Origin of the sequence: Desulfuromonas acetexigens, assembly GCF_900111775.1 — a bacterium.
GTDB classification, from domain to species: domain Bacteria; phylum Desulfobacterota; class Desulfuromonadia; order Desulfuromonadales; family Trichloromonadaceae; genus Trichloromonas; species Trichloromonas acetexigens.
This window is the reverse complement of record NZ_FOJJ01000004.1, coordinates 19776-38155: the sequence shown is the minus strand read 5'-3', so window position 1 is coordinate 38155 and position 18380 is coordinate 19776. Positions and strand designations below refer to the sequence as shown.

At 60.7% G+C, this 18380-nt stretch carries 24 protein-coding genes; 19 read left to right on the top strand and 5 right to left on the bottom strand.

Annotation, left to right across the window (positions count from 1 at the left end):
• The first annotated feature begins 139 nt into the window (after positions 1–139).
• The 5 genes from BQ4888_RS04130 (at position 140) to BQ4888_RS04110 (ending at position 4553) form a co-directional block, all read left to right on the top strand.
• The gene (locus BQ4888_RS04130) at positions 140–379 is read left to right on the top strand and encodes a hypothetical protein (protein ID WP_092054031.1); all 240 of its coding nucleotides are present in this window, start codon (positions 140–142) and stop codon (positions 377–379) included.
• Complete coding sequence (locus tag BQ4888_RS04125; RefSeq protein WP_092054029.1) at positions 372–1580, top strand: Arm DNA-binding domain-containing protein; 1209 nt, start codon at positions 372–374, stop codon at positions 1578–1580. The genes BQ4888_RS04130 and BQ4888_RS04125 overlap by 8 nt, the downstream gene beginning before the upstream one ends.
• A complete protein-coding gene (locus BQ4888_RS04120; protein WP_092054027.1) occupies positions 1573–2478 on the top strand; it encodes an HD domain-containing protein in 906 nt (301 codons plus the stop codon). Before BQ4888_RS04125 ends, BQ4888_RS04120 begins: the two co-directional genes overlap by 8 nt.
• A gap of 18 nt (positions 2479–2496) precedes the next feature.
• Positions 2497–2937: an antitoxin Xre/MbcA/ParS toxin-binding domain-containing protein gene (locus tag BQ4888_RS04115; RefSeq protein WP_092054024.1), complete on the top strand. Its 441-nt coding sequence runs from the start codon at positions 2497–2499 to the stop codon at positions 2935–2937.
• Between the two features lie 446 nt (positions 2938–3383).
• Positions 3384–4553 (top strand): PD-(D/E)XK nuclease family protein, encoded by a 1170-nt coding sequence (locus BQ4888_RS04110; protein ID WP_140396590.1) that lies wholly within the window; start codon positions 3384–3386, stop codon positions 4551–4553.
• Positions 4554–4607: 54 nt separating this feature from the next.
• Here the strand turns inward: BQ4888_RS04110 and BQ4888_RS04105 are convergent, their stop codons facing one another.
• On the bottom strand, positions 4608–5030 hold the full coding sequence (locus BQ4888_RS04105; RefSeq protein WP_092054020.1) for a type II toxin-antitoxin system VapC family toxin: 423 nt from the start codon (positions 5028–5030) through the stop codon (positions 4608–4610).
• Positions 5027–5305, bottom strand: a complete 279-nt coding sequence (locus tag BQ4888_RS04100) for a type II toxin-antitoxin system Phd/YefM family antitoxin (protein WP_092054017.1) — start codon at positions 5303–5305, stop codon at positions 5027–5029. Before BQ4888_RS04100 ends, BQ4888_RS04105 begins: the two co-directional genes overlap by 4 nt.
• 206 nt (positions 5306–5511) lie before the next feature.
• On the opposite strand from BQ4888_RS04100, the gene BQ4888_RS04095 reads away from it, so the two are divergent.
• The 8 genes from BQ4888_RS04095 (at position 5512) to BQ4888_RS17485 (ending at position 11799) form a co-directional block, all read left to right on the top strand.
• The gene (locus BQ4888_RS04095; RefSeq protein WP_092054015.1) at positions 5512–5853 is read left to right on the top strand and encodes a hypothetical protein; all 342 of its coding nucleotides are present in this window, start codon (positions 5512–5514) and stop codon (positions 5851–5853) included.
• A gap of 10 nt (positions 5854–5863) precedes the next feature.
• Entirely contained in the window at positions 5864–6835 is a 972-nt protein-coding gene (locus tag BQ4888_RS04090) for an ADP-ribosylglycohydrolase family protein (protein ID WP_092054196.1), read from the top strand.
• Positions 6836–6972: 137 nt separating this feature from the next.
• Complete coding sequence (locus BQ4888_RS04085; RefSeq protein ID WP_170232950.1) at positions 6973–9063, top strand: AAA family ATPase; 2091 nt, start codon at positions 6973–6975, stop codon at positions 9061–9063.
• Positions 9064–9080: 17 nt separating this feature from the next.
• Positions 9081–9527 (top strand): hypothetical protein, encoded by a 447-nt coding sequence (locus BQ4888_RS04080; RefSeq protein ID WP_092054012.1) that lies wholly within the window; start codon positions 9081–9083, stop codon positions 9525–9527.
• Positions 9528–9663: 136 nt separating this feature from the next.
• Positions 9664–10062 (top strand): hypothetical protein, encoded by a 399-nt coding sequence (locus BQ4888_RS04075; protein ID WP_092054010.1) that lies wholly within the window; start codon positions 9664–9666, stop codon positions 10060–10062.
• Positions 10063–10139: 77 nt separating this feature from the next.
• Positions 10140–10499: a hypothetical protein gene (locus BQ4888_RS04070; protein WP_092054007.1), complete on the top strand. Its 360-nt coding sequence runs from the start codon at positions 10140–10142 to the stop codon at positions 10497–10499.
• Positions 10492–10923, top strand: coding sequence for a hypothetical protein (locus BQ4888_RS04065; RefSeq protein ID WP_092054004.1), 432 nt, complete (start codon positions 10492–10494; stop codon positions 10921–10923). The genes BQ4888_RS04070 and BQ4888_RS04065 overlap by 8 nt, the downstream gene beginning before the upstream one ends.
• Positions 10924–11034: 111 nt before the next feature.
• Complete coding sequence (locus tag BQ4888_RS17485; RefSeq protein ID WP_176374241.1) at positions 11035–11799, top strand: hypothetical protein; 765 nt, start codon at positions 11035–11037, stop codon at positions 11797–11799.
• Here BQ4888_RS17485 and BQ4888_RS04055 read toward each other — a convergent pair.
• Positions 11786–13870 (bottom strand): AAA family ATPase, encoded by a 2085-nt coding sequence (locus BQ4888_RS04055; RefSeq protein WP_170232949.1) that lies wholly within the window; start codon positions 13868–13870, stop codon positions 11786–11788. The two genes, BQ4888_RS17485 and BQ4888_RS04055, sit on opposite strands and share 14 nt — an antisense overlap.
• Before the next feature lie 216 nt (positions 13871–14086).
• Between BQ4888_RS04055 and BQ4888_RS04050 the strand changes: the two genes are divergently transcribed.
• The 3 genes from BQ4888_RS04050 to BQ4888_RS04040 all read left to right on the top strand — a co-directional run bounded on the left by BQ4888_RS04050 (position 14087) and on the right by BQ4888_RS04040 (position 15762).
• Positions 14087–15091 carry a helix-turn-helix transcriptional regulator gene (locus BQ4888_RS04050; RefSeq protein ID WP_092054000.1) on the top strand — a complete coding sequence of 335 codons (1005 nt, stop codon included), beginning with the start codon at positions 14087–14089 and terminating at the stop codon, positions 15089–15091.
• A gap of 143 nt (positions 15092–15234) precedes the next feature.
• Positions 15235–15477: a type II toxin-antitoxin system Phd/YefM family antitoxin gene (locus BQ4888_RS04045; protein WP_092053998.1), complete on the top strand. Its 243-nt coding sequence runs from the start codon at positions 15235–15237 to the stop codon at positions 15475–15477.
• A 3-nt stretch (positions 15478–15480) separates the two neighbouring features.
• On the top strand, positions 15481–15762 hold the full coding sequence (locus BQ4888_RS04040; protein WP_092053995.1) for a type II toxin-antitoxin system RelE family toxin: 282 nt from the start codon (positions 15481–15483) through the stop codon (positions 15760–15762).
• Between the two features lie 23 nt (positions 15763–15785).
• Here BQ4888_RS04040 and BQ4888_RS04035 read toward each other — a convergent pair whose 3' ends face one another.
• Both BQ4888_RS04035 and BQ4888_RS17480 read right to left on the bottom strand, forming a co-directional pair.
• Positions 15786–16850 carry an alkene reductase gene (locus BQ4888_RS04035; RefSeq protein ID WP_092053994.1) on the bottom strand — a complete coding sequence of 355 codons (1065 nt, stop codon included), beginning with the start codon at positions 16848–16850 and terminating at the stop codon, positions 15786–15788.
• 133 nt (positions 16851–16983) lie between these two features.
• Positions 16984–17211 carry a hypothetical protein gene (locus BQ4888_RS17480; RefSeq protein ID WP_170232947.1) on the bottom strand — a complete coding sequence of 76 codons (228 nt, stop codon included), beginning with the start codon at positions 17209–17211 and terminating at the stop codon, positions 16984–16986.
• Here BQ4888_RS17480 and BQ4888_RS17940 point away from each other — a divergent pair.
• From BQ4888_RS17940 to BQ4888_RS04020, 3 genes are all read left to right on the top strand, one after another.
• On the top strand, positions 17210–17353 hold the full coding sequence (locus tag BQ4888_RS17940) for a nucleotidyl transferase AbiEii/AbiGii toxin family protein (protein ID WP_092054194.1): 144 nt from the start codon (positions 17210–17212) through the stop codon (positions 17351–17353). The genes BQ4888_RS17480 and BQ4888_RS17940 overlap by 2 nt on opposite strands.
• Before the next feature lie 73 nt (positions 17354–17426).
• A complete protein-coding gene (locus tag BQ4888_RS04025; protein ID WP_092053991.1) occupies positions 17427–18107 on the top strand; it encodes a type 1 glutamine amidotransferase domain-containing protein in 681 nt (226 codons plus the stop codon).
• A 17-nt stretch (positions 18108–18124) separates the two neighbouring features.
• On the top strand, positions 18125–18325 hold the full coding sequence (locus tag BQ4888_RS04020) for an SEC-C metal-binding domain-containing protein (RefSeq protein WP_170232948.1): 201 nt from the start codon (positions 18125–18127) through the stop codon (positions 18323–18325).
• The last annotated feature ends 55 nt before the right edge of the window (positions 18326–18380 follow it).

Sequence of the window (18380 nt, the reverse complement as noted above, 5' to 3'; positions counted from 1 at the left end):
ACCATCCGCGAGTCGTTTGATTCAAATATGAATCAAATTACAAAAAAACAGTCTTGACAGCACAATTAAATCATTTATGATTCATATAAATCATGGACGTGCTTTTTAGGCCCAAAACTTATTGCAAAGGAGAAATCACATGGAACAGCAGACCTACATGACCACGGAAGAGTTGGCGGCCCGGCTGCGGTACGATTCGCGCTATATCCGTAGCGCGCTCAAGGATGCGGTCTTTATCGAGGGGATTCACTACATCCGTCCCTTCGGCCGGCGCCGGGTTCTCTACATCTGGGAGGCGATCGAGCGGGACATGGTCAAGGCGTCCATGGCGCAGAAGCCGGTCATTCCCATGGTCAAGGGAGGTGTCTGTTATGGGTAAGGTCAGAGTTCGCAAGGAAACGGGAAGACTCCAGTTCGACTTTTTCTATCGGGGCCTGCGCTGCCGGGAGCAGACCTTGCTGGAGGATACGCCGGCCAACCGGAAACGGTTGGAGGCCTTCATGGCGCAGATCGATGCGGAGATCAAGCAGGGGACGTTCGCGTATGAACGCTATTTCCCGAACAGCAGCAATCTGGCGAAACTGGCGCAGCCGATTCCGACTGCCGGTCGGGTGGTTGGCCGGCCCCCTTCGGCGGGAGGAAGCCAGGGACAGACGTTCCGGGAGTTTGCCGAAGAGTGGTACCTGGAGAACGAGATTTCCTGGAAGATTTCCTACCGGAAGACGGTGCGGGGGACGCTGGAAAAGCACCTCTATCCGGTTTTCGGAGAAAAAGAGGTCAGCCACATCACCAAGGGCGAAATCCTGAAATTCCGATCCACACTCGCCAAAGTCGAAATCGGAACTCGTCTCGGGTTGTCGCCTATGAGGATCAATCACATCATGACGCCTTTGCGCATGATTCTCAATGATGCAGCTGACCGGTTCAACTTTAGCACGCCTTTTGTCGGCATCAAACCGCTAAAGGTGCCGAAGACCGATGTCGACCCCTTTAGCCTCGACGAGGTGAATCTCTTCCTTTCGCGGGTGCGGACGGACTTTCGCCTTTATTATCAGGTCCGGTTCTTCACCGGGTTGCGCACCGGCGAGATCGATGGCTTGCAGTGGAAGTACGTCGATTTCGAGCGGAAGCAGATTCTGATTCGCGAGACCCTGGTGGAAGGGCGGATTGAAACCCCGAAGACCCAGGGATCGATCCGCGAGGTGCATATGTCGGACCCGGTCTTTGCCGCCTTGAAGCAGCAATGGGAAGTGACCGGGAAGCTGGGAGGTTTTGTCTTTTGCAACAGCTGCGGCAATAATCTGCATCATATCAATGTCACCCAGCGCATCTGGTATCCGACTCTGAAGTTTCTCGGGATGAAGCGGCGCCGTCCCTATCAGACCCGCCACACTACCGCGACCCTGTGGCTGGCGGCGGGGGAGAATCCGGAATGGATTGCCCGGCAGATGGGGCACACCTCCACGGAGATGCTCTTTACCGTCTACTCGCGTTTCGTCCCCAACCTGACGCGGCAGGACGGGTCGGCTTTCGAGAATTTGCTGGCGGCGCGGATGGCGGGAGGGGGTGCCCATGTCTGAGCTGTTGGCCCTGTCGAAACTGGTGCCGGGGGCGGTCTGCGGAACCTTCCGGCTGCGGGAGGCGACCCACAGCGCCACCTGGGACGGCTATCCCTATCTGCGGGTGGTTCTGGAAGACTTCAGCGGGCAGATCCATGCTTACGCCTGGACGGATGAGTTGATCGGTCAACTTGACCGGCCCGACTATTCCCTGGTGCGAATCTGTGGCCAGGTGCGCCGCTTTCGCGGGAAGTTGCGGATCGATGTCGCCTCGGTTCAGCCGCTGTCGCAGCTTGCCGAGCGCTCCGCCGCCGCGCTCATTCCGCGCGGCATCTGCCCGGTGCCGGAGTTGCTGCCGACGCTGCTGACCGCCGTCGAGCAGATCCGCCTGCCGCCGCTGCGGGGTTTCGTCGAGGCGGTCCTGGCGGATACGGGCATCAGCTTTCCCTTCGTCTCGGCGCCGGCCAGTCTTCAGCATCACCACCGCTTTCCCGGTGGGCTGCTGCGACACAGCCTCGAATGCTTCTTCCTGGTGGCCAAGCACCAGGAGTTTTCCCGGGAAAGCTGCGAGCTGGGGATGGTGGCCGCGCTCTTTCACGATATCGGCAAGATCCTCACCATGACTCATGAGATGCGGCGGACGACCCTGGGCGCGGCCGTCGACCATGACAAGCTGACTCTGGAGGTTCTCGCTCCCCACCTGCGGGAACTCGATCGGGAGTGGCCGGAAGGGGGACGGGAGCTCCGTTACCTGCTCACCTGGAAGATGTGCGAAAAGATTCCCAAATACGACATGGCCGACCTCGTCGCCTGCTGCGACCGGATCAGCACCGGGCTGAATCGCCGCAGTCCCCACGCCCATGGCCGGAATCATCCGCAACTCGGTATCGCCGATCATCCCGCCCTGCGGATGTTGTGACAAGAAGGAGAACTGCCGATGGAACCCTTGGTCGTCATCTACCTCGGCCTCAGCGTATTCTTGCTGATTGCCTGCGCGATCATTCTTCATGACCAGATCATTGACCGGCGCGTACGGAAAGAAAGCCGCGCACTCGTCTCTACAACAGGCCGGACCACGGAAAACCGCCAAGGCCCCTTGCTGCGGCAGGTGATCGCCGATCTGGAGGAACTCCCGGATGACGCTTCTTTTACGCAGATCAAAGCCGCCCTCGACCGGGCGGCTTTTCAAACCTTGCCGGAGTCTGTCCGCCGCCGTGCGCTGGAGGTTTTCGGTGACGAGGCCAGTGCGGCGGAGTGGTTGACGACGAGAATCGTTGCCTTGGGCGGACAGACGCCGGTCGACACCTTGCTGCGCGCGAATGGGGAAGAAGAGGTGCTCGCGATTCTTGGCCGCATCGAGCATGGGGTCTTTTCGTGACGACTTGAAAACCTCAAGTCGGATTAATCACTTGTCAGGAACGGGAAGGTCGGGGTAAGGTATTCACTCATGATATGACATTGACGTGATCGGCGAGGGTGGAGATGACTCACAACCTGTGACCGCAGACCATAAAGGCCGCTCGGGATTTTGAACTCCCTGGGCGGCTTTGCTGTTTGCGGGCTGGGCTTGTTCTGGTTTTTCGGTTTTTTTCGAGGGGGCGGGTTTCGTTATGGCAACGGGCATCTGGCCGCGCACGCAGCCGCGCACGACCGACTCACACGCCGAGCAGCGGGTTTACGAAGCCCTCAAGCGGCAACTGCCGCCTTCCTGGTCGGCCTGGCATTCCCTGCGCATTCGTACCACCAAGCCTGCGGGATCTGGCCCTGACCTACGAGGACTATTGCCGGCAAAGCGACCTGGCGGCCACCGTCGCCGGTCTGCTGTTGTGGCTGCAAGGATTGGCCGAGGCCGGGGAGGATGCCTGCGCCGCCGAGTCCGGTGGCGATGCCATCCAGGTTCTGACCCATCACCGCGCCAAGGGCCTGGAATGGCCGGTGGTGATCCTCTGCGATCTGCACTTTTTCAAGGAAGGTGAACTCTGGGAGATGCAGATGGTCCCCCGCCGGGAGGGCTTCGACCTGGCCGCGCCGCTGGCGGGGCGGAGTCTGCATTACTGGCCCTGGCCCTTCGGCAAACAGACGGCCGGGATTGCCGTGGATGACCGCATCGCCGCTACCGAGGCGGCCCGGGAGATCCGGCAGCAACGGCGAGCCGAGGATCTGCGCCTGCTCTACGTCAGCATCACCCGCGCCCGGGATCTGCTGGTGTTGACCCGGCAGGCGAAACAGAAAAGTCTCCCCTGGCTCGACCTGCTCGGCGCCGAGTGGCTGACCCCGACCTCGGGCACCCTGACCCTGTCGGGGGGAGCAAGCCTCCCCTGCGCGCACCGCGAATTCGAGCCCGGCGAGGGCGCGACTGCCGACGACGGGGAGCGCCCGGCGCTGACGTGGTTTGCCGGTCGCCGCCCGCACCAGGCCCGACCCCCGCGGGAGCTTTCGCCCAGCTCCATGGCGGGCACCGACGCCGCTATTGGACGAATTATCGACCTCGGCTCGCGCCTGCCGATCAACGGGAAGCCGGAAATGGATCATCTCGGCACCCTGATTCACGACCTCATCGCCGCCGAGTTCAGCGACGCCTTGGGAACGGATGCCGAGACGCGCTGCGCCGAGCTCTTGACCGCCAACAGCCTGAGCGGCGTCGTCCGCCCCGAGGAAGCGGCGGTGTTCGGTCGCCGTCTGCGGGAGACCCTGCAACGGGAGTTCGCCGCGACCGCCTTCCACCCCGAATGGCCCATCGAATGCGATCTCGGCAACGGTCAACGCCTCAACGGCTGGATCGATCTGCTGGTGGCCACGCCGCAGGGCTGGCTGATCGTCGATCATAAATCCTTCCCCGGCCGCCGCGAGGACTGGTCCGCCCAGGCCCTGGCCTATGCCGGGCAGCTGGCTGCCTACCGCCGCGCCGTCACCGAGGCGACCGGCGCGCCGGTTCTCGGCACCTGGATTCACTTCTGCATCGGCGGCGGTCTGGTGGAGGTACTCGGCGTCTGAGCGGGGGGGAAGGGACAATCGAGGCGGGGCGAGGCAGGAAAGGGAAAACGGGGGTCAGGCGTTCCAGGGATTGAGCAGGGGAACGCCGCAGCGGGCAAAATCGGCGACATTTCTGGTGACCAGTGTGAGCTGATGACAGGCGGCGGTGGCCGCCAGCAATGAGTCGATCACCGGCAGCTTCATCCCGGCCCCTTCCGCCTCTCCCTGCAGTCGTCCCCAGGCCAGGGCGACGGTGGCATCGACCGGAAGAATCCGCGTTGAAAACCGTTCCGCCAGATCCCGCTCCAGCCAGTCGCGCAGTTGATCGCGCCGGGTGGAGACCGGCAATTTGCTGATCCCCTTCTCCAACTCCCCCAGCGTCAAGCTGCTCAGAAAGAGCCCGGCTTCGTCAACCGCATCGATCCAGCCCAGAACCCTTTCGTCGGGCCGGGGACGAACAAGCTCCGAAATGACGCAGGTATCGAGCAGAAATCTCACAGCTCCACCTCGCGCCCCGTATCGCGGCTCCGCTCCAGTTCCAGCTCCACCCCGCGCAGGGGAGAGCTTTTGAAAAACTCGGAAAGGGGTAAGCGGGGCCGGGTCAGCTCCTGGTATTGCTCGAAGGAAAGGACCACGGCGGCCGGCGTCCCCCGCAGGGTAATGGTCTGCGGCTTGCCGCGCCGGGCCTCCTCGACCACCCGGCTCAGGCGGTTCTTGGCTTCCTGCAGCTGCCACTCATCGGCGTGAAGCTCATTCTTCCTGGTTGTCGACATAGGGGCCTCCAATCTGGCTAGACTGGCTAGATTATAGCTGATGCCGGGGGATTTTCCCAAAAGATATTTTCCTCCCCCTTTACGACAGCGGCTGTCGCCTGTTCCGGTTATGCTGCCCTCATCATCACGCCGAACAAAACTCGGCGCGGTGCCGGCCGATGGGAAAAGCGAATCTATCCGGCCGCCATTCCGTAGGGAGGGAAACGATGGCGCATGAGGAACGAAAGGGCGGACTCGGGGATCTCATCTTCGGCCTGCTGGTGATCTGCGCGATCTTTTGCGCGCTGCCGGGGGTGCTGTTCATGGCCCTGTTCAAGGAAGTTTCCGGCATCCCTCTGGATCTGGGCCAGATGTGGACCTTTGCCTTCGTCGTCGCGCTGGGTTTCTATTTCCTGTTGGCCCTGCTGCGCCGCTCCTTCCTCGCCGGGTTGAAAGTCTACCTGCTCGTCTGCGTCCTCATCCTCTTCGCCGGACTGGTCGGACACTTCGGCTTCAAGGCCCCCTGGCCCGCCGCCATCGTGATCCAATTCATTCCGGAAAACCTGTAAGCGGATGCCGATGCCTGAAACAAAGAGCGGTCATAACGAGGCGATCCTTGCCCGCGCCCAGGGATGTCTTCTCGGGCAGCTGGCCGGGGATGCCCTGGGCAGTCTGGTCGAGTTCCAGTCGCCGGAGGAGATCCGAAAAGCCTACCCGAACGGTGTGCGCGAACTGGCCGACGGCGGCACCTGGAAGACCATCGCCGGCCAACCGACCGACGATTCCGAAATGGCTCTGCTCCTCGCCCGCACTCTGGTCCATCGCCGCACCTATGATCAGGAAGCCGTGCGCGAGGCCTATGTCTATTGGCTTGAAACCGACCCCTTCGATTGCGGCATGACCGTCGCCTGCGGACTTCGCAGGCGCCCGAACCCTGAGAGTCAGGCCAATGGCGCGCTGATGCGGGTGAGCCCGCTGGGGATTTTTGGCGTCAACCATCCCTTGCCACAGGTTGCCGAATGGGCGCAACGCGATGCCTTATTGACCCATCCCCACCCCATTTGCCTGCAGGCTAACGCTCTCTATGCTATGGCGATTGCCCAGGCCATCCGCACCGGTCCCGATCCCCAATTCCTTTATCACGCCATCAGAACCTGGGCCGAAGCGATGCCGGTGGCACCGGATCTGTTCGCGACGATTCTCCAGGCGGCGGAACGGCCGCCGGCCGATTACCTGCATCAGCAAGGCTGGGTTCTGCTCGCCTTCCATAACGCCCTCTGGCAACTGCTGCACGCCCCCGATCTTGAGAGCGGGGTGGTCGATACCGTCATGCGCGGTGGCGATACCGATACCAACGCCGCCATCTGCGCGGCGCTCTTGGGCGCCGTTTACGGGGTGGACGCCATTCCCCGGCAATGGCGCGAAGCGGTCCTGGGCTGCCGCCCCCAGTTCGGCCGCCCCGGTGTTCTCCGTCCCCGCCCGGACTGTTTCTGGCCGGGGGATGCCCTGGAACTGACTGGACGACTGCTCGGAACGTCGGCGATCCGGTAATTTTCCACCGGTCATCCGGCGATTGATCTGAAGCGACATTCCCTGTCGTGAGCTCCCCTTATCCTGTGATCATGAACGGACGCAGGAAAAGAAGAGCGAGGCGTATCCTCAAACGCCCACAACGAAGGGGAGTGTCCATGAATCTGCCCGCCGAAGAGAAAGCCGTCATCCTTGCCTATCTGCTCAACCTGGCCGGCCATCCGGTCTGCCGCCGCGAGTTGCTCGGGGAAATCTGCGAATTTATCGTCCATTTCCCGCAGCTGCTGGACCCCTTGCGTCCTGCCGAGCGAAAGAAGCTGACGACGGTGCAGGATTTTTCCGAATCCTACGAACATGCCGCCTGCCCTCGTGAAGAGGTGGATGCCGCCAGAACCGCGCTGCTCGCTCTGCTGACGCCGCGCCGGGTTCCCGCCAAAGGTGTCGAGCTCCCCGGAGTTTTTCAGCGGAACCTGGATACGCTCGCCCACGATCTCGGGCTCGACGCCATCGAAAACGCTTTTATGGGACTGCTCAGCCGTTACCAGGGATGGCGCGGTCTGCGCTGTTTCATCGACAATGCCAACGGGAAGTTCGGTGATCCCGTCGGTCTCTGCGCGATCTTCCTCGCCATCGATGAAATGGAGCTGGCCCAGCGCCTGCGCCCGGAAAGCCGCCTGCTCTCCTCGGGGATTGTCACCCAGGAGGATTGTCAGGGGAGCGATCTCGACGACCACTACTCCCTGATCAAAAATGTCGAATCCGCCCTCTATAAACGCCGCACCCTCGGGTCGGATCTGCGCAGCCTGATTCTGGGGGCACCGCGTCAGGCGACGTTGTCCTGGGAGAACTTTCGTCACCTCGGTGAAACCCGCGACCGGTTGCGGGAGTTTCTGCGCCGCGCCCTGGATGAAGGGTTGCCCGGGGTAAACATCCTCTTCTACGGTCCGCCGGGTACGGGCAAGACCGAATTCTGCAAGACCCTCGCCCAGGAACTCGCCGTCCCCCTGTACGCCGTGGGGGAAGTGGACGACGCCGGGCACGAGCCCAATCGCCACGAGCGCATCCAGTCCCTGGAACTCGCTCAGATGATCCTCGGCAGCAAGGGGCGGGGGTTGCTCCTCTTTGACGAGATGGACGACGTCATGGGGGGAGAGTTCAATTTTTTCGGGAAAAGACGTTCCACCGGACCGAAGATCTTTCTTCATCGGATGCTCGAAAACAATCCGGTGCCGACCTTCTGGATTCTCAACGACGTCTCCAATCTGGACGAAGCGATCGTGCGCCGCATGGCTTTGGCCATCGAACTCAAAAGCCCGCCGGTCGCCTCCCGGCGTCAGGTCTGGGAGCAGGTGCTGGAGCGCCACGAGCTGGCGCTGCCCGACGCCGAGATCCGCCAACTGGTCAAACTCGATATCGCTCCGGCGGTGATCGACAGCGCCACCCGTTTCGCCCGCTGCCTCAACGGGAGCTCGGACGATCTGCGATTTGCCGCCACGAGTATCATTCGCGCCATGAACAAGGGAGTCTCCCCGCCGCTGGAGACGGTCGCCGATGCGTACCGTCCGGAACTGACCTGCAGCAGCTTGGATGTCGAAGCGCTGGCCGGACGCCTGTCGGCGAGCGACGAGAAACGCTTCTCCCTCTGCCTGTACGGTCCTCCGGGGACGGGGAAGTCCGCCCTGGTGCGCTATCTGGCCCAGCGCCTCGACATGCCGGTGTTGCTCAAGCGGGCGTCGGACCTGCTTGACCCCTATGTCGGAATGACGGAACAGAAGATCGCCAAAGCCTTCGCCGAAGCCCTCGACCTGGGTGCCTTTCTGGTCTTCGACGAAGCGGATTCGTTGCTTTCGGACCGGCGCCACGCAGCGCGCAACTGGGAAGTCAGCCAGGTCAACGAAATGCTCACTTGGATGGAGTCCCACGCGCTCCCCTTTGCCTGCACCACCAACCTGCGGGAGCACCTGGACCCCGCCTCGCTGCGCCGGTTTACCTTCAAATGCCATCTCGACTATCTGCAACCCGCCCAGGTCGAGCCGGCCTTTCGCCACTTTTTCCCCGAAGCCGAGCTGCCTGCCGGTCTGGTTGCGCTGCACGGATTGACCCCTGGAGATTTCGCGGTGGTCGCCCGCAAAGCCCGGGTCATGGGCTGTCTGAACGATGCCGGGAAGTTGCACGGACTGCTGAGCGAAGAGATTCGGGAGAAGGGGTTGAGTGCCCAGTCTTCCGCCAAGATTGGATTTTTAAACTGAGTCAGGGAGAAAACGACATGCCGACGCCAATCAAGGGAACCATCGCCTTCTGGATTGCCCCGAGCGGGGAGATCCATCTGGTCAAGGACACCCATATCCAGTACGTCATCGATCATCCGGAGCTGTTCCAGATCTCGCTGGAGGATTTGCGCCGCCGCTACGACGACTACGGTGAGGAATGGGGGAGCGAGGGCCAAGCCCGGGAAGAGAAGATTCGCGAACTGGTCACCGAGGGCTGGATCCGCATCCGCCGCTATCCGGGAGTCTATTCGGTCAACGTCCCCGACTTTGACGGACGCAGCCGCAAGCATCTCGTCCGCTTCGCCGCCAAGCTGCTCAATGACGGTTTCGACGGCCGCTACGAGCGGGATCGCTACATGGAGCTGCGCATCCGCGCCCTCGGCGCCGGAAAGACCGAGCCGGAGCGCCGGGTGGAATTGCAGCGGATGGCGGAGGAAGCGTAAGCTGTAAAGGGTGAATCGGCTGCGGCCGCTGCTGATCGAAAGGAGATATGGAATGTCTTGTAAGGGAGAAATTATGCCACCGGCGCCTGTATGCGCCATCTGTGGCCGGCCTCTGAGCGAGACCGGAGGCTGCCGATTGATTGGCCAGCAAACCCGCTGGGTGGGTTATTCGTCCCTCAAATCCAACGAGAGAGGCCCCAAGGTTTTCAGTCGCACGGTTCCTCTGGGAGAAAAAGGGGACGGCTATGCCCTGGTTCGGGGGGAAGAAAGTTTTTGTACCGAGGAAGCGGTCCAGCGGGTGTATGACGCCCTGAAAAGCGGCTTGCGACCCTGGTTCTGTCAGCGCTGCGGTAGACGGGTCTGTTATCTTTGCGGCGCGCCTATCAACATGCCCGCCGGTTCTACCCACATGCAGGATGATGGCCGCACCGGGCACTGCCCGATGCTTGGCGTCGGCCTGGGTTGCAGCAATCCGGACTGCTCCCTTTATCACCCCGTTGAAAGGTACTTCCCCCATAAGAAGCGGGAGGAGTGATGCGTTGCCGGAATCCGAGGGGTCGCCAAAATCCGCAGCGATCCTTACAACATATCCATCATTCCTGGAGGGTCTTGATGTCCCATTTTTTACCGGCCAAGAACATCCTTGAATCACGAACCGTTAACGAGTTTGTTCGTTACTCCCTGTCCCAGGCTCTCCGGGATGGTTATTCACTGCAGGATCCATACTATCCAGCCGAGGGAAAATGCGGGGTCGAAATCCTCATCAACCAAATAGGGGATGGCCCCGAATCGAAAAATCTTCTATTCGAGGCGGCCCTGCATGTGATGCAGATCCCTTTCAGCCGTCCCTGCGGCTTGACCTATCAGGTCGACACCATCTTTCGTGCCGAAGCCAGGGAGTTCAAGAAGATGCTCCGCCAGCTCTCAGGCATCGCACCGGAAAAGGATACGTGTTTCAGGGTTTGTGACTGACTTCATTCAGAATTTTTCTCACGGTTTCCGCAATCTATTGAGCGAGGGAATGATGAACTGTCATCTGATAGCGCAGGCTAAAGCAGGGAAATTGACTGACGACGTGATCCAGAATGACGTTAGAGTGACTGACTCTGTCCATGAGTCCGATCGCTTTGACGTCAGGATCGTCAAGTGCCGCACATGCGGGCAGACCTTTGCCCATTGTTTCAAGCAGTACACCTCGCCTGCCTGGGAAGATGACTACTGGACCTTCTGGATTCCGATTGAAGAACAGGAAGTCGCAACCATCAAAGGGTCGAAGTCGCTTCTGCAACTCATGGGCAAGATGGTCCACGAACGTCCCCACATCTGCTGGCACCCTGACGGTCACGTATTCTGGGCGGAGGAGGGTTTGTCGGTGGCAGTCTTCGTGTTTCAGTAATGAGTCGAGAGAAACGGACAGCCCCTTCAACACAACCTCGAACCCTATGCTCAACTGAAGCGAGGTTGCGAACGGTCAAGGTAAACTGTTCGCAGCAAAAGGACGATTGTCATGCACAGATTCCCGTTTGGAGAGCCGCTACTTACACTGCGGCAAAACCCGTTGGCTGACGCCGGAGTCTTCGTTCTGGGCGTCTACGCGAGTGCCGTTCATGCAAGATGGCTTAACCCAGACGGGTCAACCCGAGTGACAGCGCTGGCTGTGGCGAGTGAGCCATACATCTTCTGGCGCGGTGAAGGCCAAGACGAAATCATCGGGTCTATTGACATCCCCGCCGAAGCGGGTCGCCTTGTCCCTCCCGGCCCCGGCATGAACGGGCCTTCCGGGGTGGCCCTCGACGAACTCTACTTGGAGCCACTTGGTTTGTCGCGCCAGAACGCATGGCTTTGCGATCTGCTGCCGCAAAGTCGGATGAATCCAGGCCAGGCACAAGCTGTTCGCGCCAGGTACAATCCGGTGGCGCAGGCTCTTGACTTGCCGGCCGCAACAATTCCGCCAGTTCCACATCGGTTCGCGACCGAAACGCGAGTTGAGGAGATCCTTGAAGAGTTCATCTCTTCCGGCGCAGACACGTTGATTACGCTGGGTGATGTTCCTTTGAAGGAGTTTGTTGCGCCGCTGCGACTATGCGACAAGACCTCTATTGCGAATTTCGGCATCCAATCCGGTCAGTATGGGCAGCGTCACAGGTTTTCTCTGCGGGGCCGAAGTTTTTACCTGCTTCCGCTGGTTCACCCCCGCCAAGCGGCAAGACTTGGCGCGCACAACCCGATCCTCGCCGACGCGCATGAGCGGTGGATGGTCACTCCCGAGTGAATCCCATCGGCCGACCGGGACGGTGTTCCTTGGCGGCGAGTTCCTGTTTCAGCATGTCGATCAGCAGGTCCCGGTCTCCTTCGCAGCCGATGATCCGGGCTTTCTTGTCGACCAGGGCGAAGTCGCCAGGGGTCAGGCCGATCAGACCGTCCAGTTGTCTGACCGTCGCCGTCATCCCGAAGAAGCGTTCGAAGGCCAGGCAGAGTTGTTCCTCCCCCAGATAGTCGAAATGGCACTTGAAGGTGAAGCGGCGCAGCGACGCCTGATCCAGCCGGTCCATCAGGTTGGTGGTGCAGGCAAAGGGCAGGGGGTGGTTTTCCATCCAGGTGAGCATTTCGTTGACCTGGCTCACCTCCCAGTTGCGCACCGCGTAACGGCGGTCGCCGAGCAGGGAGTCGGCTTCGTCGAAAACGAGGAAGCCCCCCTTGTCCAGCGCCTCCTGAAAGGCCTTGGCGATGGATTTTTCCGTTTCGCCGACATAGGCGTCGAACAGATCCGAGGCCCGCTTCATCACCACCGGCAGATCGAGGGCTTCCGCCAGGTGGCGGACGAAGGCCGACTTGCCGGTACCCGGAGGACCGTAGAGGCAGAGGGAAAAATCCCGGCGTCCGGTGAGCTTGAGTTGGCGCGTAATCCGCTCCAGATCGCTCTGTGTCCGGATCAGTTCCGGACAGAACGGAGTCGTGAAGGAAGGTTTCGGTTTCGGCAGGTGTCCGGACATGGCTTTGACGATCCCCCGGGTGGCGAATTGAAAATCCTCGATGCGGCCGCCGATCTGTTTGGCGACACGGGCGGCGTTGTCGACCACGGCCGGTGAAATGTCGAGCTGGGAGAGAATCCGGATGTCGTCATCCGGCAGGCTCAGGGTGTTTTTGGAGAGCACCCGCTGCCAGACCCGCTCCCGGGTCTTCGCCGGCGGAATGGACATCTCGATGGCCAACGCCATGCGCCGGATGATCGACTCGTCGAGCAGTTTGGCGTCGTTGATGGTCCAGATGGTCGGAATCGGATTGTTCTCGAAGAGGCGGTTGGTGAAGACCTTCGAGCCCATGGAGAGTTTTCCACCGAAGAAGCGCACCAGGGCGCTCCCCTCGAACAGGTCATCCATCTCGTCAAAGAGAAGCAGGCTCCGGCTCTGGTAGCGCAGCAGGCTCTGCGCCAACTGCAGCGAGCCCATGCGCTCCTTGCGGGTCGGCTCCCCGCCGTCCTCGTCCTGCTCGCCGACGGCGTAGAGTTTCACCTCCAACCGCTGGGCCAGGGTCTTGCAGAATTCGGTCTTGCCGGTCCCCGGAGGCCCCCAGAGGAGGACGTTGACGCCGGGAACCCGGTGGTCGATGGACGTCTTCAGAAAGCGCTCCAGGCGTTCGGGAATGTCGTTGAGATAATCGAAGTCTTCCCACAGCAGACTGGCCTGGGCCGTCTCCCCGAGGATGTATCTGCGGATGTCTTCCTTGACCCCGCAGGCTTTCTGCATGGCGGTGCGCACGGCATCGGGCATTTCGAACTGATCATCGAGATCGTTGCCGGTGCGGCAGGCCTGGCGGATGACCCCCGAAGCGAGCAGGGGCGCGCCGGGGCGCAGGCGGTCGCCGAGGGCATTGCGATCGGTGTCCAGACAGATGGCGCAGGTATCGAGCAGGCCCAGGTGCTCCCGGGTCATTTCGTTGAAAATCCGCTGAAACCCGGCATGGGTGAGGAACCGGACGAAGAGCCCGAAAAATCCCCGTTCGTCCCGGTCCAGTTCCAGTTCGTCGGCGAGGATCGTCAGGTTGGTCTCCAGCGGCCCCGGCTCGGCTCCCTTGAGGTCGTCGAGCCGCTGCCGCAGGCGTTTGTCGATGACCCCGGCGATGTGGCGGAAGGCGCCGCGCATCCCCTTTTTCTCATCGAGGATTTCCTGAAAGCGCATGAGGTGATCCAGAAACTCCTCGTCGTTGCGGTCCAGGCCGAGATAGGCCAGGTTGCGCTGGAAGAACTCGCAGAGTTCGCCCAGCCCCTGGGGGGAGAGACGGCTGTCGGTGGCCAGCCGCAGCAGATAGGTGAGAATGACGTGTTGCTCATAGGGTTCGACCATGCAGCCCAGCCTCCTTTTCAGTTTGCGAAAAAAGTTTCGTCGGCTCATGATCTATACATACCCGGGTATGGCGACAACCCGTGTCGTTTGTCCTGCGCAGAGGCCATGGGAGATTTCGAGAAAAGGGGAAGGGAAACGACAAGCGACACCGTTGGTCGCCGGGATCGGTGATTCAGGGGGTACCGGCGTTCACGATCACCGGATAAGGAGGGACTGATGGATACGTTGATGCGGCAATGGAACCTGTTGACTCTGGTTCCCCGGCTGCCCGCCAAAAAGACGACCGTTCGGCTGCGCGACGAACTGGAGGAGCGCGGCTATCCGACCACGCTGCGCACGGTGCAGCGCGATCTGGAGAAGCTGGAGAGCGAATTTCAGCTGAGCTCCGACGGCAACCGTCCCGCCGGCTGGTTCTGGCCCAGGGATGCCGTTCAGTTCGATATCCCCGGCATGTCCCCCTATGCCGCCCTGGTCTTCAAGATGGTTCGGCGGCACTTGGGGCGGCTGTTGCCGGAAGCCTGCCTCGATTTGCTCGCCCCCTACTTTCGCCAGGGGGATAAAATCCTCGCCGACATCGAACCGCAACCGCTGGCGACCTGGCCCGATCGGGTCGCGGTCCTGTCCCGGACCCAGCCTTTACAGCCCCCCCTGATCGACTCTCAGGTGCTTTTTGCCGTGTACGACGGCCTTCTGCACGGGCGGCAGTTGTCCATCGCCTACCGGCGGCGGGGAGAGGACCAGGCGCAGGAGCGGATCGTCAATCCGCTCGGGATCGTGGTGGTCGATCAGACTCACTATCTGGTCGCCACTTTCTGGCATTACACCGATCTCAAGCAACTGGCCATTCACCGCATCGAAACGGCACAGGTTCTCGACACGGCGGCCCTGACCCCGGAAGATTTCGATTTACAGACGTATGTCGACTCCGGCGCTTTCGGCTATCCCGAAGGGGAAGAACTGCTGTCCCTGCGGGCGCTCTTCGCCCCCGATCCCGCCCGACAGTTCGAAGAAACGCCCCTGAGTGCCGAACAAAAACTGAGCGAACAGGCCGACGGCCGCATTCTGCTTGAGGCGCAGGTGCGCGACACCGCCCAGTTGCGCTGGTGGCTGCAAGGGTTCGGCGCCCAGGTGGAAATCCTCGGCCCGCCTGGCCTGCGGGAGGAATTCGCCGAGCAGATCCGGCAGCTCGCCGCACGGTACGGCTGCTTGTTTCTCCGGTGACTAAACAGTTAATTTATGCCGCATAAGCAATTCGGGGGTGCTTGAAGTCATTGCGGACATGCTTCGGCCGGTTTTGCTGTTGATTTAATGTTGTACGGATTGTACAATTCGTACAATGGAAAGGAAGGTGCGATGTGACTCGAATGGGCGTATCGGATGCGCGGGAAAGTTTGGGCGAGGTCGTTGACAGGGCTCGCTACACCCACGAACGTGTTGTTCTCACCAAGCGCGGGAGGGAAGTCGGGGCTATAATTTCAATGGACGACCTGAAACTTTTGGAGATGCTTGAAGATCAACTCGATATCAAAGCGGCTCGGGAAGCCATCGAGGAATCTCGCGGCGAACGGATTCCCTATGAAGAAGTTCGAAAAAAATTGGGATTATAATCCGTGGTTTATCGTATTGAACTGACCCCGGCGGCGGAAAAATCCCTTGCCAAGATTGCCAAAAGCGATCGCCCTCTTCTGAAAAGAATTGACCAGGCCCTACTTGCTTTAGCTGCGAGCCCGTTTCCTGCCAATAGCAAACAGCTCGTTGGGGAAGACCCGCCTTTATACCGAATGCGGGTAGGTGATTACCGGATTCTTTATCAGGTGGAGAATGATGTACTGGTGATTCTCGTTGTCCATGTTAGCCATCGAAAGGACGTATATCGCTTTCTGAAGCGATAACTCCTGCCATGCGAAAATGTTGGTCATAGCCTGCCGGGAAGCGTCGGATAGTCGATATAGCCTTTGGCGCCGCCGACATAGAAGGTCTGGTCATCCCAGGTGTTCAACGGTGCGTTTAGCGCGAATCTGGCGACAAGGTCGGGATTGGCGATGAACGCTCGCCCGAAGGCAACGGCATCGGCCACCTCATCCGCAAGGGCCTGCCCGGCCGTTTCCCGGGTGAAGTTTTCGTTGGCAATGTAGACCCCGGCAAAGGCTTCACGGATATGGGGGCCGATACTGTCTTCGCGGCGTTCCTCGCGGGCGCAGATGAACGCGAGGCGGCGCTTGCCGAGTTCACGCGCCACGTAGGTGAAGGTGGCCAGACGATCGCTATCGCCCATATCGTGGCTGTCCGCGCGCGGCGCAAGGTGCATTCCGACCCGGTCGGCGCCCCAGACCTCGAGCACCGCATCCGTCACCTCCAGCATCAGGCGTGCGCGCTTCTCCCGCGAACCGCCGTATGCATCGGTTCGTCTATTCGTGCTGTCCTGCAGAAACTGGTCGAGCAGGTAGCCGTTGGCGCCATGGATTTCAACGCCATCGAAGCCGGCGGCCTTGGCATTCACCGCCCCCCGTCGGAATGCGGCGATGATCCCGGGGATCTCTTGGGTTTCCAGTGCTCGCGGAACAGGGAATGGCCGTTTTGGACGTAACAGGCTGACATCTCCCCGAGCCGCAAGGGCACTGGCCGAGACGGGAGGGTGGCCGTCCAGAAGGCTGGGATCGGAAATCCGGCCGACGTGCCAAAGCTGAAGGAAGATGCGACCTCCGCTGGCATGCACGGCTTCGGTCACGGACTTCCAGCCCTCGACCTGTTCATCCGACCAGATCCCGGGTGTGGCGACATAGCCAACGCCCATTCGGTCCACAACGGTGGCTTCCGAAATGATCAAGCCGGCGGTGGCCCGCTGGGAATAATACTCGGCCATGAGCGGTGTGGGTACGCGAGAATCGGAGGTCGCGCGGGAGCGGGTCAGCGGCGACATGACGATCCGATTGGGCAGGTGCAACGCTCCAATCTTGATGGGGTCGAACAAAGAGGGCATGGCGTGACTCCTTGATTTTATCTTCAGTCGCAAAACTTCAATAGTCAGCTTATCATGATCCAGGTTAATGGGGACGTAATAATGGATAAGTGTGATGCTACACATCGCTATGGAACCCACGCGCCCGGCCGGACTATTCGGGGATGAACGGTTCGAGGAATTCCTGAAAGAGCAGGCGGATGAAAGGGAGGGCGCTGGTCGGGCGGTGGTCGCTGTTGACCAAATGCAGTTCCGTCTGGTGGTAACGGGCGTAGGCGGTAACCTGGGCTTCGGGAACGATATCGTCCTGCCAGGCGTGAACGATCACCGTGCGCTCGGAACTTGCGTTTCGCGGCGGCACGGCGCTGTTCAAACTGCACATGCCGGCGGCCCGTTATTCGGAAGACATTGACCTGGTTCAGGTCGAACCCGGAGGCATCGGTCTGCTGATGAATGGCATCCGGGAAGTTTTGACCCCCTGGCTTGGGGAGCCGAAATGGAGTAAACTTCCCGTACTTTTGTGAGCTCAACCGCGATTAATGCGAAACGGGGCCTGGCCCTTGTTGAAACCATATCCCTCTCCCCAAGGATCATCCTATGAGAATTCTCTTCGTTCTTACTTCCCATGACCGCCTCGGCGATACCGGTGAGAAGACCGGGTTCTGGCTTGAAGAATTCGCCGCGCCTTATTATGTGCTGAAGGATGCCGGGGCGGAAATTGTTCCGGCTTCGCCCAAGGGGGGGATGCCGCCTCTCGATCCGAAGAGCGATCTGCCGGAAAGCCAGACCGAGCATACCCGGCGTTTTCACGCCGATGCCGCCGCCCGGAATGAGCTGGCCGCTACCCGCAGCTTGGCCGATCTTTCCGCTGATGGCTACGACGGGGTTTTCTACCCCGGTGGGCACGGCACCATGTGGGATCTGCCCGACAACCGAGAATCGATCGCCCTGATCGAGGCCTTTGTCAACGCCGATAAACCGGTGTGCGCGGTCTGTCATGCCCCGGCTGCTCTGGTCAATGTACGCGGCAAGGATGGCGACTTTCTTGTCAAGGGCCGGCGCGTGACCGGTTTCTCCAATGCCGAAGAGGAGGCTGTGGCGTTGACCGGCGTTGTCCCCTTTCTGCTGGAGGATCGGCTCAAGGAACGGGGCGGCCTCTATCGGCAGGGAGCGGACTGGGCGCCCCATGTCGAGGTCGACGGTTTGCTGATCACGGGCCAGAACCCGGCCTCTTCGGAATTGGCGGCCAAAGAGATGCTGAAACTTTTCGCTTTCTGAATGAAAGGAAGATGCGGATGTTTGCCTGGTTGAACAAGTTGTTTCGCCGAGAAACGCGCGCTGAACTTCCCGATAGCCTTGTCGATCTGCGCGGAACGGACCCCTGCTGGTGCGGCAGCGGCCGCAAATATGCCCGCTGTCACCGCCCGGAAGATCGACGGCGGATGCGCGAACTCGGCATCAGTCCGGCGGCGTACCGGGGCAACCCCTTTGTCTGAAAGCCCCGCCGCAAGGATGAGGTCTCATCCTGCAAGTGATTTGTTTGAGCTTTTG

Excerpts from the sequence above, each read along its gene's own strand:
- BQ4888_RS04045 (WP_092053998.1), top strand. The coding sequence starts at position 15,235 with ATGGGCGTATCGGATGCGCGGGAAAGTTTGGGCGAGGTCGTTGACAGG.
- BQ4888_RS04035 (WP_092053994.1), bottom strand. The coding sequence starts at position 16,850 with ATGCCCTCTTTGTTCGACCCCATCAAGATTGGAGCGTTGCACCTGCCC.
- BQ4888_RS17480 (WP_170232947.1), bottom strand. The coding sequence starts at position 17,211 with ATGTGCAGTTTGAACAGCGCCGTGCCGCCGCGAAACGCAAGTTCCGAG.
- BQ4888_RS04115 (WP_092054024.1), top strand. The coding sequence starts at position 2,497 with ATGGAACCCTTGGTCGTCATCTACCTCGGCCTCAGCGTATTCTTGCTG.
- BQ4888_RS04080 (WP_092054012.1), top strand. The coding sequence starts at position 9,081 with ATGCCGACGCCAATCAAGGGAACCATCGCCTTCTGGATTGCCCCGAGC.
- BQ4888_RS17485 (WP_176374241.1), top strand. The coding sequence starts at position 11,035 with ATGCACAGATTCCCGTTTGGAGAGCCGCTACTTACACTGCGGCAAAAC.
- BQ4888_RS04095 (WP_092054015.1), top strand. The coding sequence starts at position 5,512 with ATGGCGCATGAGGAACGAAAGGGCGGACTCGGGGATCTCATCTTCGGC.
- BQ4888_RS04120 (WP_092054027.1), top strand. The coding sequence starts at position 1,573 with ATGTCTGAGCTGTTGGCCCTGTCGAAACTGGTGCCGGGGGCGGTCTGC.
- BQ4888_RS04070 (WP_092054007.1), top strand. The coding sequence starts at position 10,140 with ATGTCCCATTTTTTACCGGCCAAGAACATCCTTGAATCACGAACCGTT.
- BQ4888_RS04050 (WP_092054000.1), top strand. The coding sequence starts at position 14,087 with ATGGATACGTTGATGCGGCAATGGAACCTGTTGACTCTGGTTCCCCGG.
- BQ4888_RS04125 (WP_092054029.1), top strand. The coding sequence starts at position 372 with ATGGGTAAGGTCAGAGTTCGCAAGGAAACGGGAAGACTCCAGTTCGAC.
- BQ4888_RS04085 (WP_170232950.1), top strand. The coding sequence starts at position 6,973 with ATGAATCTGCCCGCCGAAGAGAAAGCCGTCATCCTTGCCTATCTGCTC.
- BQ4888_RS04025 (WP_092053991.1), top strand. The coding sequence starts at position 17,427 with ATGAGAATTCTCTTCGTTCTTACTTCCCATGACCGCCTCGGCGATACC.
- BQ4888_RS04020 (WP_170232948.1), top strand. The coding sequence starts at position 18,125 with ATGTTTGCCTGGTTGAACAAGTTGTTTCGCCGAGAAACGCGCGCTGAA.
- BQ4888_RS04055 (WP_170232949.1), bottom strand. The coding sequence starts at position 13,870 with ATGGTCGAACCCTATGAGCAACACGTCATTCTCACCTATCTGCTGCGG.
- BQ4888_RS04090 (WP_092054196.1), top strand. The coding sequence starts at position 5,864 with ATGCCTGAAACAAAGAGCGGTCATAACGAGGCGATCCTTGCCCGCGCC.
- BQ4888_RS17940 (WP_092054194.1), top strand. The coding sequence starts at position 17,210 with ATGCCGGCGGCCCGTTATTCGGAAGACATTGACCTGGTTCAGGTCGAA.
- BQ4888_RS04100 (WP_092054017.1), bottom strand. The coding sequence starts at position 5,305 with ATGTCGACAACCAGGAAGAATGAGCTTCACGCCGATGAGTGGCAGCTG.
- BQ4888_RS04130 (WP_092054031.1), top strand. The coding sequence starts at position 140 with ATGGAACAGCAGACCTACATGACCACGGAAGAGTTGGCGGCCCGGCTG.